The sequence below is a fragment of the Acetobacter sp. UBA5411 genome (assembly GCF_002409645.1).
Classification (GTDB): domain Bacteria; phylum Pseudomonadota; class Alphaproteobacteria; order Acetobacterales; family Acetobacteraceae; genus Acetobacter.
This window is the reverse complement of record NZ_DHNR01000005.1, coordinates 57,580-74,341: the sequence shown is the minus strand read 5'-3', so window position 1 is coordinate 74,341 and position 16,762 is coordinate 57,580. Positions and strand designations below refer to the sequence as shown.

Genomic DNA, 16,762 nt, shown 5'->3' with positions numbered 1-16,762 from the left:
GTGCAGACCATCCCCGGCATGCCTCCGGTGATCGACGCCAGCAACATCTATTCCGAGGCCCGTCCCGGAAACGTCAATCCGGAAGTGGCGAAAGACCCGGCCCGCATTTACGTGCCGAATCTGCGGTCCAACGATGTGTATGTCATCGACCCCGCGACGATGAAGGTAGTGGACCGTTTCCCGGTCGGCAAAAGCCCGCAGCACGTCGTGCCGTCATGGGATCTGCGCACGCTCTGGGCGACGAACAACGCCGAAGGGACAACTGCTGGCAGCCTGACGCCGATCGATCCCCGCACAGGCAAGCCGGGCGCACCGATTCCGGTTGATGACCCTTACAACATGTATTTCACGCCCGACGGCAAGTCGGCGATTGTCGTGGCGGAAGCCCGCAAGCGCCTCGACTTTCGTGATCCGCACAGCATGCAGATGCAGGGTTCTGTGGAAGCGCCGGAGTGCCGTGGCATCAATCATGCCGGTTTCTCCATCGACGGGCGCTATGCGATCTTCACCTGCGAGTTCGGTGGCATGCTGGCCAAGGTGGACACGGTCAACCGCCAGTTGATCGGCTATCTGAAGCTGTCCAAGGGTGGCATGCCGCAGGACATCCTGACGGCTCCGAACGGCAAGACCTTCTATGTGGCCGACATGCATGCTGATGGCGTGTTCATCGTCGATGGCGACACGTTCAAGGAAACCGGCTTCATTCCGACGGGTGTCGGCACGCACGGCATCTACCCGAGCCGCGATGCGAAGTTCATGTATGTGGCGAACCGCGGCTCCCACAAGGTGCATGGTCCGCGTCACAGCAAGGAAGGCAGCGTCTCCGTCATCGATTTCGCGACCAATCAGGTTGTGAAGACCTGGCCAATCCCTGGTGGCGGTAGCCCCGACATGGGCAATGTCAGCGAAGACGGCAAGCTGCTCTGGCTGTCAGGTCGTTTTGACGATGTGGTCTATGCCATCGACACGGCAACCGGTGCGATGACCAGCATTCCTGTGGGCGCCGAGCCGCACGGTCTGGCCGTCTGGCCGCAGCCGGGCCGGTATTCCGTGGGTCATACAGGCATTATGCGCTGAGGTTCATCAGGTTCCGGCGGGTTTTCGCCCGCTGGAACCACCTTGCAAGCGGCTGGAATGACAGGGTTTCCTGTGGATCAATTCAGACGTTGTAAATTATTTCTGGTGCAAAGCGCCGCTTCCACTTAAAACCCCCTCCCAAAATTCGTCAGCAACCCGGCGGTGGCTTCGCCTGACTGGTTCTGCGTCCTTAATGGAGGCGGAACCGGACATGCGCACCGCTGCCGATACGGAGAACTCCGGCTTATGTCCGATATTCTGCCACGCGTTTCCCCTGAAGAAGCTCCTTCCGGTCTTCTGCCGGTCGAAGGACAGGAAGGTGTGTGGCACCTTGCGCCTCCGGAGAAGGAATACGGTCATCTGTTCCCGGCCAAGGTGCTGACGGTTCATCACTGGACCGACCGCCTGTTCAGCTTCACCACCACACGCGATCAGGCCCTGCGCTTCGAAAACGGCCAGTTCACGATGATCGGCATGGAAGTGGACGGCAAGCCGCTGCTGCGCGCCTACTCCATCGCCTCGCCGAACTATGAAGAGCACATGGAGTTTCTCTCCATCGCTGTGCCGGATGGTCCGCTGACCTCGCGTCTGCGTCATGTGAAGGTGGGTGACACGGTCCTTATTGGTCGCAAGCCCGTCGGCACACTGCTGCTCGACAACCTGCGTCCGGGTCGTAACCTCTACTTCCTGTCCACGGGCACCGGCCTTGCGCCGTTTATGAGCCTGATCAAGGACCCGGAGTGCTACGAGCGCTACGAGAACGTCATCCTGACGCATACCGTGCGTATCTCGGGTGAGTTGGCCTACTTTAATCACATCCGTCACGAACTCCCCGAGCACGAATTCCTCGGCGAGATGATTGCGGGCAAGCTGCGTTACTACCCGGCCGTAACGCGTGAAGACTTTGAAGTCACTGACCGCATCACGACGCTGATCGAGAACGGCAAGATCTTCAAGGATCTCAACCTGCCGCCGTTCGATCCGGAGCTGGATCGCGTGATGATCTGCGGTTCGCCGGAAATGCTGGCTGATACAGAAAAGATGCTTGAGGCACGTGGTTTTGACGAGGGCAATAACTCCAAGCCGGGTGCTTATGTTGTCGAAAAGGCGTTCGCCGAGCGGTAACACGCGCTGGCATTGCTGGTTTGAGGAAAGGCTCCGGGCGGATTGTTCGGGGCCTTTTTGTTTTTATAACACAAAGGAAAAATACCTGACTCACCAACCGTTGCGACACGGATATCTTTTGGTAATATTTTTCCACGACTGACGACTATTTCCATAGTGGCTTCTTTTAAGCAAAAATTATCGCCTTTTTCTGATATGCTTTGGTAAACCTTGTTTATCTCATCGTATACCAAGAGCAGAATTTAGTAGATTCATCATTTTGTGGTATCTCTCCCTTATGTATGTGTTGTTTCCAAATGTTCTTATCTTTGGGTTTTCTTTATAGGGCTCATTGAAATTCAAGAGATATAGCATCAGAAAAGCTCCAAACTGTCTTTCTGATTGCTGCGCCATAGTCTTGAGCATCTTATCGAATAGATCAGTGGAAAATTTTTCTGCTTCTTGCAGCACTTCTGATAAAGAATTCATAGAAGCGTTCGAGGGCCGCTGAAAAGCTGGCACATGCCTCAGGCGGTAACTGACGACACGCCGTAAGCCTAATTGACCACACGCAGGAATATGCAGCGTGTCCATTACCGGCAATGCAGCAGTGTCACGCGCCAAACAGGCGGCCAATTCCACTTGTGACAATCATCGCAACAACACCCCAAAACGTTACGCGGAGTGCTGGACGCATGGGTGCCGCTCCACCGGCAATTGCACCGACGACGCCCAGAACAGCGAGAGCCACGACGGACGTGAGGGACACGCCCCAGGACACCCATGCCAGAGGGGTCAGAATAGCCGCCAGCACGGGCAGTAATGCTCCAGATGAAAAGGCGATTGCCGAAGCAAATGCTGCCTGTAGGGGGCGTGCCGCAGTAGCCTCGGACAGCCCCAGTTCATCTCTTGCATGCGCCCCGAGAGCCTCATGTTTCATGAGGGCGATGGCAACCTTGCGTGAGAGGTCTTCATCCAGCCCTCGTTTCTGATAGATATCGGCAAGCTCCGTGACTTCCCCATCCCAGTCCATGACCAGTTCCTGTTTTTCGCGAGCGATGTCGGCGTGTTCGGAATCCGCCTGGGAACTGACCGAGACATATTCGCCTGCCGCCATAGACAGGGCTCCCGCAACAAGCGCGGACAGTCCCGCGATAAGAATGCTGCCGTGTGTCGCATGAGAACTGGCAACGCCGACGATGAGGCTACCTGTCGAAAGCGTTCCGTCATTGGCGCCAAGAACGGCCGCACGTAGTCATCCGAGTTTTTCGACGGCGTGACGTTCTGTCAGTAGATGGAGGCGAGACATAAGATAACCTGTTGCTTCAGATAAATACAAATCAAGGTTAAGGGGCATATCTTGCCAAGTCAACAGGTATTTTATTCTGATGTTGCGAGTTATTTTCAATGTGTTTTGTATTTTAATAAAATCTGTTCTGTTCAGATTCCAGTCAGGTAAGTATGGTACGAAAGAAGATTCAGAGTTCTTTTTTGCCGGAATGCATATGCCTTATTCAACACCGGACATCGCGGAAAGCCCGCAGTGCTACGACAAGCCGACAATCATCCTTCATTGGATAACGGCCTTTCTGGTGTTCTTTCAATTCGCCTTGGGTGAAACTTGGAGTTGGCCAGCAAAACCCGTCCATCATCTGATGGTCGTTGCGCATCTGACCTCCGGTATTCTGCTAACGGTGATCATGGCGTTCCGCATTGTCTGGCGTCTGACGAAAGGGCGGCATCTGTCGAACCTTCTCCGACCTATGGATCGGGTATTCGCCCTTGGAGTAGAGTATGCGCTCTATGCGCTGCTTCTGGCGGAAATCTTGCTGGGCTATCTCTGGCGATGGGGAGCTGGACAGACAATGAGTTTTTTCGGTTTTCTGATTCCGTCCCCATTCACGCGGTTCCCGGCGGAAACCGTGACATCGATTCAGACACTCCATTACTGGAACGCCTGGCTGATTATGGGCCTCGCGATAGGCCATGGCACGGCAGCACTTTTTCATCAATTCGTTCTGAAAGACAAAGTGCTTGGACGTATGCTGCCTCAGGATTTCTTACCCCGTCAGTAAGGCCATCAGGGGGCTATGTGGTTTTCATGATTGGGCAGAATTATGCTGCGGGATCGCCAGCAAATTCAGCTTTTTCCGCTGCCATTATGAAATTAGGTAATTCACTTCCTCTACCTCTCATCCTTGACAACACATCCCAGCAACCAGGAGAGCCACGCCTCCCAATACCGCCAGCGACAGAGTAACAACCGCCACCACACGCGGCCCCGCCGCCAGCACGTTCCGCAGGTCAACACCCAGCCCAAGCGCCGCCATGGCGACAAGTGTGAACAGGCCGCTCATCGTGTGAAGCGGGGCAAGCAGAACATACGGCACCAGATCCAGCGAACGGGCCGCCATCAGTCCCATGAAAATAACGATGAACGGTGGAAGAAACCGGCTCAGGCAGGAGCGGGGCTTGGCATCGCATACCGGAAGTTGCCGGGCGTAGATCAGCGAACTCACAGCGACCACCGGCCCGAGCATCAGCACACGGACCAGTTTGACCAGCGTGCCGATCTGTACCGCCGTCGCGCCCATTGGACCGGCAGCGGCAAGCACCTGCGGCACGGCATAGACGGTCAGACCCGCAAGCACGCCACCGGCGGTCTGTGTCAGATGAAGAGTGTGAGCCAGCAAGGGCAGAAACAGAACCACCAGAATACCCAGCACGGCGGTGAAGGCCACGGCGGTCGCGGCTTCATCACTGTCCGCGTCGATAGCGGCGGCGACTGCGGCAATGGCGGAGTTGCCGCAGATTGCGTTCCCGCAGGCGATCAGCACCGCCAGTTTGGAAGGCAGGCCAAAGGCGCGACCCAGCAGAATGCCGGTTCCGATTGCAATACCAACGGTTCCCACAATACCCAGAACAAGAATGGGCCCGGCTTCCATGACCATTTCGACACTGACCGCAGCGCCCATCAGGGCGACGGCTGCTTCCAGCAGAGTGTGAGCGGAGAAATGGATGCCGCTTTCAAAGGATGTCGGAGGTTTCCACAAGGTGCGCAGGATGGTTCCCACCAGAATGGCCAGCACAAGGCTCTCGACCCAGGCGCCACCTGTGAAAGACCGTTCGGCTTGTTCGAGCAGCATGGCGCTTCCGGCTACAGCTACGCTGAGCAGGAGTCCGGGAAAGACGCGAAAAAAGCGAGGTATCCGTTTCATGCTGCGAGGATCGCTCTGCATGAATGACAAATCCAATGGATTGATGTAGTCATTTCAATAAGGGAAATCTATTGAATGACGCTCGAACAGCTTCGTATCTTTGTGACGGTCGCGGAATTGCTGAACATGCGGGCGACGGCTGAAAGACTTCACCTGTCGCAACCTGCTGTCAGCGCCGCCATTGCGGCTCTGGAGGAACGGCACGCAACGCGTCTGTTCCACCGCATTGGTCGTGGTCTTGAACTGAATGAGGCGGGGAGGGCGTTTCTGCCAGCCGCTCGCAGCGTTCTGGCCAAAGCCGCAGAAGCCGTGCAGGTGCTGGATGATCTGTCAGGGCTGGTGCGTGGCGAACTTCGCATTGCCGCCAGCCAGACCGTCGCGACCTACTGGCTGCCAGGTTTTCTGACCTGGTTTGCCGCACGCTATCCAAGCGTCAGGCTGGATCTTCGCGTCAGCAATACGGCGCAGGCTGCGATTGCCGTTATGGATGGTGAAGCCGATCTCGGTTTTGTGGAAGGCAGGATCGACAAGGCCTTCTCATTGCATAAGCAGCCTGTGGGCGGTGATGATTTTCGTCTCTACGCCGCTCCCGGTCATCTTCTGGTGGGGCATCCTGTGGAACGGGAGGAACTGCTTCGGACACATTGGGTGCTGCGTGAGGAAGGCTCCGGCACGCGTGATCATCTCGCCCACTGTCTGAAAAGTATTTTCCAGATCGCGCTGACCGATCTGGATATCCGGTTGGTGCTGCCATCCAACGAGGCGGTTCTGGAAGGCGTTGCAAGCGGCGGTCTGATTTCGGCCGTTTCCGATCTGGCTGCGGCGTCGCGCGTGCGTGCTGGACTGGTCGAGGCGTTGGACTGCACGCTTGAGAAACGTACTTTCCACATGTTGCGTCATCGCGAGCGCCCGCTGAGTAGCGCCGCGCAGGCGTTTGTGGACATGCTCTGACCGTCATCGGGAGCGGTTGCATGCGGGGTGGTTGTTTCCTGTGCCCACTCAAGGCATTTTCGGGCCAACAGTTTGATGAAACCGAATGGAGTGGACCGCATGCCCGAGAATACATCGTACGACGTTGACCTGCTGGTCATCGGCGCGGGATCGGGCGGTGTCCGCTGCGCACGCATTGCGGCGGGACATGGGACCAAGGTTGCGGTGGTGGAAAGTCGCCATTGGGGTGGCACCTGCGTCAATCTGGGCTGCGTGCCGAAGAAGCTGATGGTGCAGGCCAGTGAATACGGTGACTATGTCGAAGATAGTCACGGATTTGGCTGGAATACACAGGAAGGCGCGTTCGACTGGGGCAAGCTGATTGCCGCCAAGGACAAGGAAATCTCACGTCTCAACGGCATTTATGTGTCGATGCTGGAAAAGGCCGGTGTGAAACTGCTCACAGGTTTCGCCAGCTTCGAGGATGCGCACACCATTCTCGTCACACCGTCGGAACTGGACCCGGCAGCAAAGCCGGAACGCATCACGGCGAAGCGGATCGTCATTGCGACAGGATCGACCCCTTCAAAGCTTGAAATCGTCGGGTCCGATCTGGCCATCACCTCTGATGAAGTGTTCGGTCTGAAAGAGATGCCCAAGCGTGTCTGCATCATCGGCAGCGGTTATATCGGTATCGAGTTCGCCGGAATCTTCGCAGGGCTCGGGGCAAAGGTTGATCTGGTCTACCGTCAGGCGCTTCCTCTGCGCGGATTCGATGAAGACCTCCGTGAAGCACTGCATGAGGCCATCAACCAGCGCGGCGTGATCCAGCACACACAGGCCAGCCCGCAGCGTATCCGCAAGGAAGGCGAGGCGCTGGTCGTCATACTGGATAACGGCACGGAACTGACTGTTGATTGTGTGCTGATGGCCACAGGACGCCACCCGAAGAGTCAGAAGCTCGGGCTTGAAAACACGCGCGTCCGCCGCACGGAAGAGGGGCGGATTGAGGTCGATCGTCACTTCGAGACCGCCGAACCCGGTGTGTTCGCGATTGGGGACGTGACGAATCATCTCAATCTGACGCCTGTCGCCATTGCCGAGGGACATATCCTTGCCGACAGGCTGTTTGCGGATCGTTCCCGTGAATGGTCGTTCGAGACCACGCCGAAAGCCGTCTTCTTCACGCCGCCGCTCGCCAGTGTCGGCCTGTCAGAGGCCGAAGCAGCGGAAAAAGGCGCGGTGGATGTCTATGTTTCGAAGTTCCGTCCAATGCGTCACACGCTGAGCGGTCGCGAGCGGCGTACGCTAATGAAGCTGGTTGTCGATCAGGGAACCCAGAAGGTCGTCGGCGCGCACATGCTGGGGGAAGATGCGCCGGAACTGATGCAGGGTCTGGCCATTGCCGTGACGGCTGGCTTGAGAAAGGCGGATTTTGACCGCACGATCGGCATTCATCCTTCCTCCGCCGAAGAGTTTGTCACCATGCGCACGCGGACGCGCGTGACCGGAGATTGACGGATTTTTCCTGCTTGAAGGCGCATTCTTTCCCGATTGACGGGCTTGAGTAATTCGTTACGAATAAGCTACGTATAGGTAAGATCAGTGTCATCTCATCATGAGATGGGCGTCTTGAGGTATGTGTCGTCGTCAGGGTGTCCCCGCGGGCCTTGTGCGACGGCCATACGGCAACGATCAGACGTGAATGAGGCAGGGGGCAGCGAGCGTTTATGAATATTCAGTTTTCCTCGTTCGCGGGGCATGCCCCGTATCGGCAGGGTGAGGTGGATGGGCCGCTGAAATCCCGCTTCTCCGGGGTTCTGGCTGCTGTTTCTGCTGGTACAGTCGGGCTGTTCGCCGCTATGCCGGCTTTTGCCCAGGAGGCCGCGGCACCGGCTCCCAGCATCGACACCGGTGATACAGCCTGGATGCTCATCAGCACGGCGCTGGTATTGATGATGACCATTCCGGGCCTTGGCCTGTTCTATGCCGGAATGGTTCGCAAGAAGAACGTTCTGGCGACGCTCATGCAGAGCTTCGCCATCTGCTGTATCATCACCATTGTCTGGATGGTGGCGGGTTACTCACTCGCCTTCTCGAATGGCACGCCCTATGTAGGCGGCCTGTCCAAAGCGTTTCTTGCGACGCTGGGCGAGCATATCAGCAAGGGAGCGGACGTTCCCTTCACGATCGGTGCTGGCACGGATTCCGCTTCGACCATGACGATCCCTGAGAGCATCTTCATGATGTTCCAGATGACCTTCGCCATCATCACGCCGGCTCTTATCGCTGGCGCCTATGCTGAGCGCATGAAGTTCTCGGCGGTATGCCTGTTCAGCATCCTGTGGTCGCTGATCGTCTACGCTCCCGTTGCTCACTGGGTCTGGAGCCCGCTTGGCTGGCTTGCTGGCATGGGCACGCTGGACTTCGCCGGTGGTACGGTCGTCCATATTAACGCGGGTGTCGCCGGTCTGGTGTGTGCGCTGGTCCTCGGCAAGCGTCGTGGGTATGGCACGGAAGACCTTGCGCCGTTCAACCTGACCTACGCAGTTATTGGTGCATCCCTGCTGTGGGTTGGCTGGTTCGGCTTCAACGCAGGTTCCGCTGTCGGCGCTAACGGTCGTGCGGGTATGGCGATGGCCACCACACAGATCGCAGCTGCTGCGGCCGGTGTGTCCTGGATGGTTGCCGAGTGGTTCCGCACCGGTAAGCCGACGGTTCTTGGCATCATTTCCGGCGCGGTCGGTGGTCTTGTCGCCATTACGCCAGCTGCGGGCTTCGTGCTGCCGGGTGGTGCTCTGGCCATCGGTCTGATCACCGGTGTCGTCTGCTACTGGGGTGCAACGTCCCTCAAGCACATGATGGGATATGACGACAGCCTCGATGCCTTTGGTGTGCATGGTGTCGGCGGTATCGTTGGCGCTCTGCTGACAGGTATCTTCGCCTATGGTCCCCTGTCCGCGACGGACGCAAGCCCGGAAGGAACATCGGGTTCCTTGCATCAGCTTCTGGTTCAGGCCGAGGCCGTTGGCGTGACGATTGTCTGGTGTGGCATCATGACGTTCATCCTGCTGAAGGTTGTTGACCTTGTGGTCGGTCTGCGCGTCTCCACGGAGGCTGAGCAGGAAGGTCTGGACGTTGCGCTGCATGGCGAGCGTATCAACTGATCCCTGAGCGAGCATACATTTTGCGGAAGGGGCGGGTCGGTTGATCCGCCCCTTTTTCGTTCAGGCGGGCAGGCTTGTATGATAGGCCGTTCTGGTTTCTTGTGAGGGCGGATGCTGTGCCGCATAGGTGCGGTATCACCGTCAAATTTGTGATGTAAGGATAGCCGATGGGCTTCAATCGTTCCGTTCGTACGATGACTGCTTCGCTTGCGCTGCTGGTGGCAGGTGCAACGTGGTCTGTGGCGCTGCCGGGTCAGGCGCAGGCCGCCGTGACGGCCAAGGAGTGCCACGCGAAATTCAAGGCCGCCAAGGAAGGCGGCACACTGGCTGGCCAGAGTTACAAGGACTTCAAGGCGGCGCAGTGTGCCGGTGCTGAGTCCGAGCCCGAGGAGAAGACGGAAGGCGAGGCGGCTGCGCCCGCAACGACTCCGGCTACCGAAGCAGCCGCCGAGAACAAGCCCGAAAGCAAGGCCAAAGCCGCATCCAAGGCTTCGACCTATACAGGAAATGCCGTGTTTCCCAGCAAGGTCTCCTCCAAATACTCCTCCCTGTCCGCTGGCAAGGCCCGTATGAAGACCTGTCTGGACCAGTATCACGCGAACAAAGCCTCCGGCGGCAATGGTGGCCTGACCTGGATTCAGAAAGGTGGCGGTTATTACAGTGTTTGCACGAAGCGTCTGAAGGGCGAATAAGTCTCTCTTATTAGACGCTTTATAAGGAAGCCGCCCTACGGAATGGGGCGGCTTTCTGCTTTTTGTCCTTGTTTTTTTAAGGACTTGGAAAGGGATGTATCCAAAAAATTAGCTATTCGAACCAATAATTGGACCCCAGAGAATTTCTTTTTGAGTGCAATCAAAAGGTTGCGCTGTGACTGGGGAAAAAGATGACCGACATGAATGTCACCGGACCGGGTGTAACGAGCATAACATCCTCTAACTCGCCTGCAGATACGGTCACGGTTGAGAATGGAGGGACGCTGTTCGTCTCATCCGGTGGCGTGATCTCCTCCATTGCGGTTCTGAGTGGAGCTAAAGTCACTATCGGTAAACAGGCCGATACATCTGACCCGTTGGGAACACAAGGAATCGTCAGCGGGGGCGTTGTTTCTTCAGGCGGTATTTTCTCGGTTTATGCGGGTGGTCTGGTCAAGGACGTAACGGTCTCTGCCTCTCAGGTAATGGTATCCAGTGGCGCTGTTGCCAGCAACATGACGCTTGTTTCCGGTGTTACGGAAGTTCTTTATGGTATCGATTCCGGCGCGACCGTGCAGGCAAACGCCGATCAGTCGCTCCAGACAGGTGGCAGTGCGGTGGGCGCTACACTGCAACTGGGTACGCAGGATATTGGTAATGGTGGCACGGCGATTTCCACGACAGTCATCGGTGATAGCGCTGATGATACTTCCTATGGTGGCGGTCAGAATATTAATGCAGGCGGTTATGCCTCGCACACTCTCGTCACGAAATATGGTAATCAGCAGATCGGCAGTAACGGGTCCGCCACCGACACGATCCTGACGAATGGTGGTGTTCAGGACATTCAGGAAGGCGGTTCTGCGACGAGTACGACGGTCAGTAGTGGCGGTGTCTTGCAGGTCGAGGGTGGGGCTTTTCTGTCAGGAGCCACGATTTCCAATGGAGGCACGCTGGAAGCGACCAGCGCCGTCGGTTCCACTACAACAGTATCCGATGTGACCGTCCTCAGCGGTGGCACGCTGGAGATGAAAGACGCGGGTATCACCGTTACCGGTCTGACACTGTATAGTGGGGCTGACATTCAGCTTGATACCATTTCATATTCAGCCTCTGGTGCTCAGCAGACAACCTATTCAGTCTCAGGCGATACTCTTACCGTTTCCGGATATGATTCGGATGGTAACGCCGTCACGCAGGCTTTTTCTTTTGCCGGCACTGCGGGGACCATCACACCAGACGAATTCAGTCTGGTGCAGGGCGTAAACGGAACAGGTGTGAATTATGCCGCCTGCTACTGCCCCGGTACATTGATCGCCACGAAAGATGGTGAGGTTCCGGTCGAGCAGCTGAAAATTGGCGATATGGTGCGCGTTGCATCAGGCGCGCTGAAAAAGATCCGCTGGATTGGCTATCGCAGTTATGCCGCCGAGTTTGTGAGTAACAATCGTGGTCTTCTGCCTATTCTCATCAAGGCCAATGCCCTTGCCGACAATGTGCCGCGTCGTGATCTGAAAGTCTCGCCTCTACACGCCATGTATCTGGATGGCGTGCTTGTCGCTGCCAGCTCACTTATCAACGGTGAGACAGTCGTTCAGTGCGAGTTGAATGAACAGATCGACTATTTCAACATTGAGCTGGACACACATGATCTTCTGCTGGCGGAAGGCGCGCCCTCGGAAAGCTATGTTGAAGATGGCGGTCGTGGCATTTTTCACAATGCTGCTGAATTCTACACGCGTTATCCTGATGCTGTAACGACGGAAGCGGTTCACTGTGCTCCTCGTGTCGAAGAGGGAGAAGCGCTGGTTGCAATCTGGCAGCGCATCAACGCCCGGGCGCAGGCGTTGAAAACGCAGCATCTGTCGGGTGGGATTGCCGCTGCGAGCATTCATGGCATTTCCGGATGGTTTGCCGGGCTTGCTGAGGCGAAGCCTTTTGCTGTCGAGTTGGTTCTTGATGGCGAGGTAGTCGCACACCTCATGACTGAGGAAGGGCAGATTGTCCCGACTGAAAACGGTTCGGAAAAGCGCCATTATTTTGAAACGGTTTATCCGCAGGCAGTGGCGTCGCGTGATGTGATCATAAGACGCGCAGAGGATGGTCTTCATCTGTTTCCGGGTGTCCTGCCGGAAACACCAGAAGAAGTGTCGCCCACCCAACAGACAGATGGAAAACGTAAAGCTCCCTTCGATCCTGCTGACTATCGCGGAGGGATCGATCACGTTTCCCATACTTGCATCGGCGGCTGGATCTGGAACGAAAAGCGTCCGTGGGAAAAAGCCAGTCTGGATATCTGCATTGACGGGAAACGTGTCGGCACAGTGCCTGCCGTCAATTATCGGGCTGATCTCATCCCGGCGGGAATGGGGAATGGCTGGTCCGGCTTCAGGATGATGCTGAAAGAGCCGCTTGACTGGAAGACGGCGCATACAGTCGAGGTTCTATACAGTGGCACAGATGTTCATGTGCCCGGTTCGCCTGCACAGCTTTCAGTGCCAGAGCAGTTTGACGGCGCATTGCGTAATGTCATTGGACGTGCCGTGAAAGATCTTTCCTCCTCAACCGAGCGGCGGAAAGCACTCTCGTTCATTCTTGAACAGGCTGCCCATCTTCGTCAGAAGGAGGCAGATCTGGACGGACAACGGGAGGAGCGGGCGGCTCTTCATCATGAGCGGCGGCTGGCCGGTCGGGCGGCGGCGGACATGCCGGTAATGCGACGGGCGCTGGTGATCTGTGAGGCGATGCCGCGTATTGGGCATGATCCTGATGCCGCTCCGCTTCTGTCCCATATCCGGTCACTTGCCCGATTGGGGTATGACGTAACGGTCTCGACGGTAGACCACGCAGGAGTGCCGGAAACAGAAACACTCCTTGAAGCAGACGGTATTTCTATCGCCCGAGCTCCGCTTTACGCGTCGCCGGAAGAAGTGCTGCGCCGACAGGCTGGCTGCTTTGATCTGGTGTATCTGCGGGGACTGAATGCGGCGTCTTCCTATGCCGGTCTGGCGCGTCGTTACATGGGGCGGGCGACTGTGGTGTATGGCATGCGGGAGCTTCAGTATCTCCGTCTGGAACGGCAGGCTGAAACAGAAGCACGTGTGGACTTGCTGCGCGCAATCGGAAGAATGCGTACATATGAGGTCACCTCAGCGCTTCTTTGCGATCAGGTCATTGTGCATTCGCAGCTCGAAGCAAACCGTCTTCAGCATCTCGTGCCGGCGCTGAATGTTCATGTCGTTCCATGGGAAATGCAGCCTGAAGCGGTGGAGCAGCCTTCCTCAACGCGATCCGGCGTCGCTTTCTTTGGTTATTACGACCGGGCGGATAGTCTGGATGCTGCCGTTCTGCTGGTGCGTGAGATCATGCCGCTGGTTTGGGCGCGCCGTCCGGATATCAAGTGTCTTCTGGCAGGTCCCGGTCAGGGAAAAGCTGTCAGCACACTCGCAATGCCTGTCGAACCAGGTTGTGGTGGTGTTGAGATTCTGGGAGGAGTTGATAACCCGACGAAAGCTCTTTTCCCGCAGGTTCTTGCCGGTGTTGTTCCGCTGAATTTCGGAGCGGGCGTTGACGGTGTGGTTCTGTCGGCTTTTGCTGCGGGCATTCCTTGTGTGATGAGTGAAGTCTCTGCGGAAGGTCTGGTATTGCCGGGCCGGTTGAAGGGGCTGGTGCAGAACAGTGTCGAGGGAATTGCGGAGCAGATTCTTCGGCTCCATGATGAACCCGAAACATCGGATGAACTTGGGCGTACGGAACTGGGTCTGATCCGTGAACAGTTTTCCGTGGAAAATGTCGATCGCTGCTTCGGTCAGGCTTTGGGGGTGAAGTTCGTGCCTTCGGAAGCCATCAGCATGGCTGGTTAAAGCCTGCAGTCGTCTGATACGTTCATCACTGTCTGTTTGCTTCATGCCGTTTTTTCCCGAACAGGGAAAAACGGCATTTGCATTTTAAAATGCAATCACAGCGTGCTACGACCTGAGTATTCTTCGTAAGCGCACCTAATGCACTCGCTTACGGGTTGCAGATTTCTCCACTGTGATCGCCTTCTTTCGGACCCTGCGAACACAGATCGTAATCCTTGCCTTCGCGATCTGAGGGCGCACGATAGGTGTAAGGGTGTTTCCACGGATCCAGCGGAACGGTTCCACCTTTCAGATAGGGGCCATTCCAGTTTTCAGCGCCGGACGGGCGATGGATTAAAGCATCCAGACCGTCTTCCGTTGAGGGATAGCTACCGGCATCCAGTTTGTACATGTCGAGGACCGTCCCGATGCGGGCTATGGATTGCTGGGCGACAGACAGTCTGGCTCCGCCGAGTTGGCGCAGGGCGGCAGGGGCTACAAGTCCGACAAGAAGTCCGAGTATCGCCAGAACGACCAGAATTTCCAGAAGGGTGAAGCCGGCATCATCCCGGTCGGCATGGTTTTCAACGTGTGACATTTTTGTGCCAGAGCTTTCACTGTTCGATCATGATGCGTTAGTAGACGCACTCGCTATCTTCGGAACAGCGTCAGTATATTAAAGAAAAATGAAATTTAGGCCGTGAGCGTTTGCTGTGGCCTATCTCAGGAAAGGTCTTCATGCCCGCCCCTTTGCTTGCGTGTATGGTTGCCGCTGCAATCCGCTATGACATTCCTCCCCGTGTCCTGCCCACCATATGGGAGGTGGAACGAGGCGCGAATGGTGTGGTTAGCCACAACAAGGACGGCTCCTCGGATATGGGGCTCATGCAGATCAACACCCGATGGATACAGCCGATCACAGAGCTGACCCGCATGCCTGCTGTTCAGGTGGCGGCGCGTCTGGTGTCGGATGGATGTTTCAATATCGCTGCGTCCGCCATGATCATGCGAACATATCTGAATGAAACGCACGGGGATCTGATGAAGGCGGTGGGCAATTATCATTCACATACGCCCATGTTGAATCAGGCCTATCAGAAAAAAGTCATGGAGCAGGCGCGGAAGCTGTTTTCAGCGCAGGCAAGTGACTGATTTTTCTAATATTATATGCTCATGAATGTATGATGGATTGAAGTTCTCCATTCCGTGCATGGAATGAAAAAACATGTAATATCAGTCTGACCTGTGAGAGCGCATGCTCTCTGGATGCAAGACGGAGCTGATATGCAGCATGATGTCCAGAACTCCTACCCACCGTCACTCTGGTATGACACTGCAGGACAGGTACCGGTTTTCGACCAGCTGACCGGATACGACCGTCATTATGATGTGGCGATTGTGGGGGGCGGCTATACCGGGCTTTCCACAGCGCTCCATCTTGCGGAAAAAGGTATCAGCTGCGCTGTGCTGGAAAGTCATGGCATTGGCTGGGACGCTTCAGGGCGAAACGGTGGCCAGGTTATCGCAGGATTGAAATATGATCCGGATGACCTGATTGCACATTTCGGAACTGATCTCGGCAATGCCATGATCAGGAGCACAGGGAGTGCCGCCAATACCGTTTTCGATTTGATTGCGCGTTATAGCATCACCTGTAATGCGGGCCATAACGGCTGGATTCAGGCCGCTCACTGTGAAAAAGCTTTGGCAAAATTGCGGATCAAAGCGGCTCAATGGGCTGCCCGGGGAACGGTTACCGAGATTCTGGATGCGAAGCGAATTGCTGATCTGACGGGGGCGCAGACTTATTGCGGTGGCTGGCTCGATCCCCGAGGCGGGAAAATTCAGCCATTGATGTATGCTTTCGGGCTGGCGAAAGCTGCCGCCTCTCAGGGAGCGGATATTTTTGTTAACAGTGCTGTCAAAACCATGCTGCGTTCCGCTGGTCGGTGGCGGCTCGGAACAGCGCAGGGCAACCTGATCGCCAAACAGGTTGTGCTGGCGACGAATGGTTATACGGATGGCCTGTGGCCTCAGTTACAGGAAACTGTTGTTCCAGCTTATTCCATTCAGGTTTCAACGGAGCCGCTGGCGCCGGAGATAAGAAAAACCATTTTGCCAGACGGACAGGGGCTTTCGGAAACGCGTCGTATTCTGCGGTACAGTCAGGTCGATGCACATGGACGGCTGGTTATGGGAACGCGTGGTCCTGCACACGATCAGGCCACTTACAAAGACGCTGCAACGCTTGTGAAGGCCATGCATGAGCTTTTTCCGCAAGTTGGCAAGCCACGTCTTGATCATGTCTGGGTTGGAAGGGTGGGCATGACAGCCGACCACTTCCCGCATTTGCATCAGCCTGCGGAGGGAGTGCATGCGGCATTGGGCTATAATGGTCGGGGTGTCGCCATGGCGACCGTAATGGGACGCATGCTGGCGCAGAGAGTGCAGGGCGCTTCTGCGCTTGAGATAGGTTTTCCCGTAACACCGCTTAAACCAATCGCTCTCCACCGCTTTTCGAATCTCGGAGTGCTGGCTTATGGGCGGTGGTATGGTCTTTTGGACAAGCTGAAAGTCTGAGACATCTGCCGAGAAAGTTGTGTGACGTCTGCATCTGGTCTCTGCCTGTAGCAGGTATGAAAATATGGAGATGATAGAATAAGAGAATAAAAAAATCGGTAACGATTTATTTAGCGCATTAATGCAAAATCCTGAGGAAACAAAGTCCCACG

The 16,762-nt window shown here is 56.1% G+C and carries 13 protein-coding genes and 1 pseudogene; 10 read left to right on the top strand and 4 right to left on the bottom strand.

All coding sequences use genetic code 11. The features are described 5' to 3' along the window. Positions 1–1,077: YncE family protein (locus tag B3759_RS01195; protein WP_291362866.1), on the top strand; the 1,077-nt coding region annotated here is incomplete at its 5' end. Between the two features lie 246 nt (positions 1,078–1,323). Beyond that, a complete protein-coding gene (locus tag B3759_RS01190; protein ID WP_099347662.1) occupies positions 1,324–2,202 on the top strand; it encodes a ferredoxin--NADP reductase in 879 nt (292 codons plus the stop codon). A 219-nt stretch (positions 2,203–2,421) separates the two neighbouring features. Here B3759_RS01190 and B3759_RS01185 read toward each other — a convergent pair whose 3' ends face one another. After that, positions 2,422–2,823 carry a hypothetical protein gene (locus B3759_RS01185; RefSeq protein WP_291362864.1) on the bottom strand — a complete coding sequence of 134 codons (402 nt, stop codon included), beginning with the start codon at positions 2,821–2,823 and terminating at the stop codon, positions 2,422–2,424. Next, positions 2,795–3,490: pseudogene (locus B3759_RS01180) on the bottom strand (VIT1/CCC1 transporter family protein). The gene B3759_RS01185 and the pseudogene B3759_RS01180 overlap by 29 nt, the downstream one beginning before the upstream one ends. 190 nt (positions 3,491–3,680) lie before the next feature. On the opposite strand from B3759_RS01180, the gene B3759_RS01175 reads away from it, so the two are divergent. After that, entirely contained in the window at positions 3,681–4,256 is a 576-nt protein-coding gene (locus tag B3759_RS01175; protein ID WP_291362862.1) for a cytochrome b, read from the top strand. A 117-nt stretch (positions 4,257–4,373) separates the two neighbouring features. On the opposite strand, the gene B3759_RS01170 is transcribed toward B3759_RS01175, so the two are convergent. Then, a complete protein-coding gene (locus tag B3759_RS01170) occupies positions 4,374–5,399 on the bottom strand; it encodes a YeiH family protein (protein ID WP_291362860.1) in 1,026 nt (341 codons plus the stop codon). A 75-nt stretch (positions 5,400–5,474) separates the two neighbouring features. On the opposite strand from B3759_RS01170, the gene B3759_RS01165 reads away from it, so the two are divergent. The 5 genes from B3759_RS01165 (at position 5,475) to B3759_RS01145 (ending at position 14,051) form a co-directional block, all read left to right on the top strand. Next, positions 5,475–6,350 carry a LysR substrate-binding domain-containing protein gene (locus tag B3759_RS01165; RefSeq protein WP_291362858.1) on the top strand — a complete coding sequence of 292 codons (876 nt, stop codon included), beginning with the start codon at positions 5,475–5,477 and terminating at the stop codon, positions 6,348–6,350. Positions 6,351–6,449: 99 nt separating this feature from the next. Beyond that, the gene (gene gorA, locus B3759_RS01160; protein WP_291362856.1) at positions 6,450–7,847 is read left to right on the top strand and encodes a glutathione-disulfide reductase; all 1,398 of its coding nucleotides are present in this window, start codon (positions 6,450–6,452) and stop codon (positions 7,845–7,847) included. A 344-nt stretch (positions 7,848–8,191) separates the two neighbouring features. Next, positions 8,192–9,496 carry an ammonium transporter gene (locus B3759_RS01155; protein WP_291363233.1) on the top strand — a complete coding sequence of 435 codons (1,305 nt, stop codon included), beginning with the start codon at positions 8,192–8,194 and terminating at the stop codon, positions 9,494–9,496. Between the two features lie 167 nt (positions 9,497–9,663). Then, complete coding sequence (locus B3759_RS01150; RefSeq protein ID WP_291362854.1) at positions 9,664–10,188, top strand: hypothetical protein; 525 nt, start codon at positions 9,664–9,666, stop codon at positions 10,186–10,188. Between the two features lie 191 nt (positions 10,189–10,379). Beyond that, the gene (locus B3759_RS01145) at positions 10,380–14,051 is read left to right on the top strand and encodes a Hint domain-containing protein (protein ID WP_291362852.1); all 3,672 of its coding nucleotides are present in this window, start codon (positions 10,380–10,382) and stop codon (positions 14,049–14,051) included. A gap of 148 nt (positions 14,052–14,199) precedes the next feature. On the opposite strand, the gene gspG is transcribed toward B3759_RS01145, so the two are convergent. Beyond that, complete coding sequence (gene gspG, locus B3759_RS01140; RefSeq protein WP_291362850.1) at positions 14,200–14,628, bottom strand: type II secretion system major pseudopilin GspG; 429 nt, start codon at positions 14,626–14,628, stop codon at positions 14,200–14,202. A gap of 140 nt (positions 14,629–14,768) precedes the next feature. On the opposite strand from gspG, the gene B3759_RS01135 reads away from it, so the two are divergent. Continuing rightward, on the top strand, positions 14,769–15,182 hold the full coding sequence (locus tag B3759_RS01135) for a lytic transglycosylase domain-containing protein (protein ID WP_291362848.1): 414 nt from the start codon (positions 14,769–14,771) through the stop codon (positions 15,180–15,182). A gap of 132 nt (positions 15,183–15,314) precedes the next feature. After that, entirely contained in the window at positions 15,315–16,610 is a 1,296-nt protein-coding gene (locus tag B3759_RS01130) for an NAD(P)/FAD-dependent oxidoreductase (RefSeq protein WP_291362846.1), read from the top strand. The last annotated feature ends 152 nt before the right edge of the window (positions 16,611–16,762 follow it).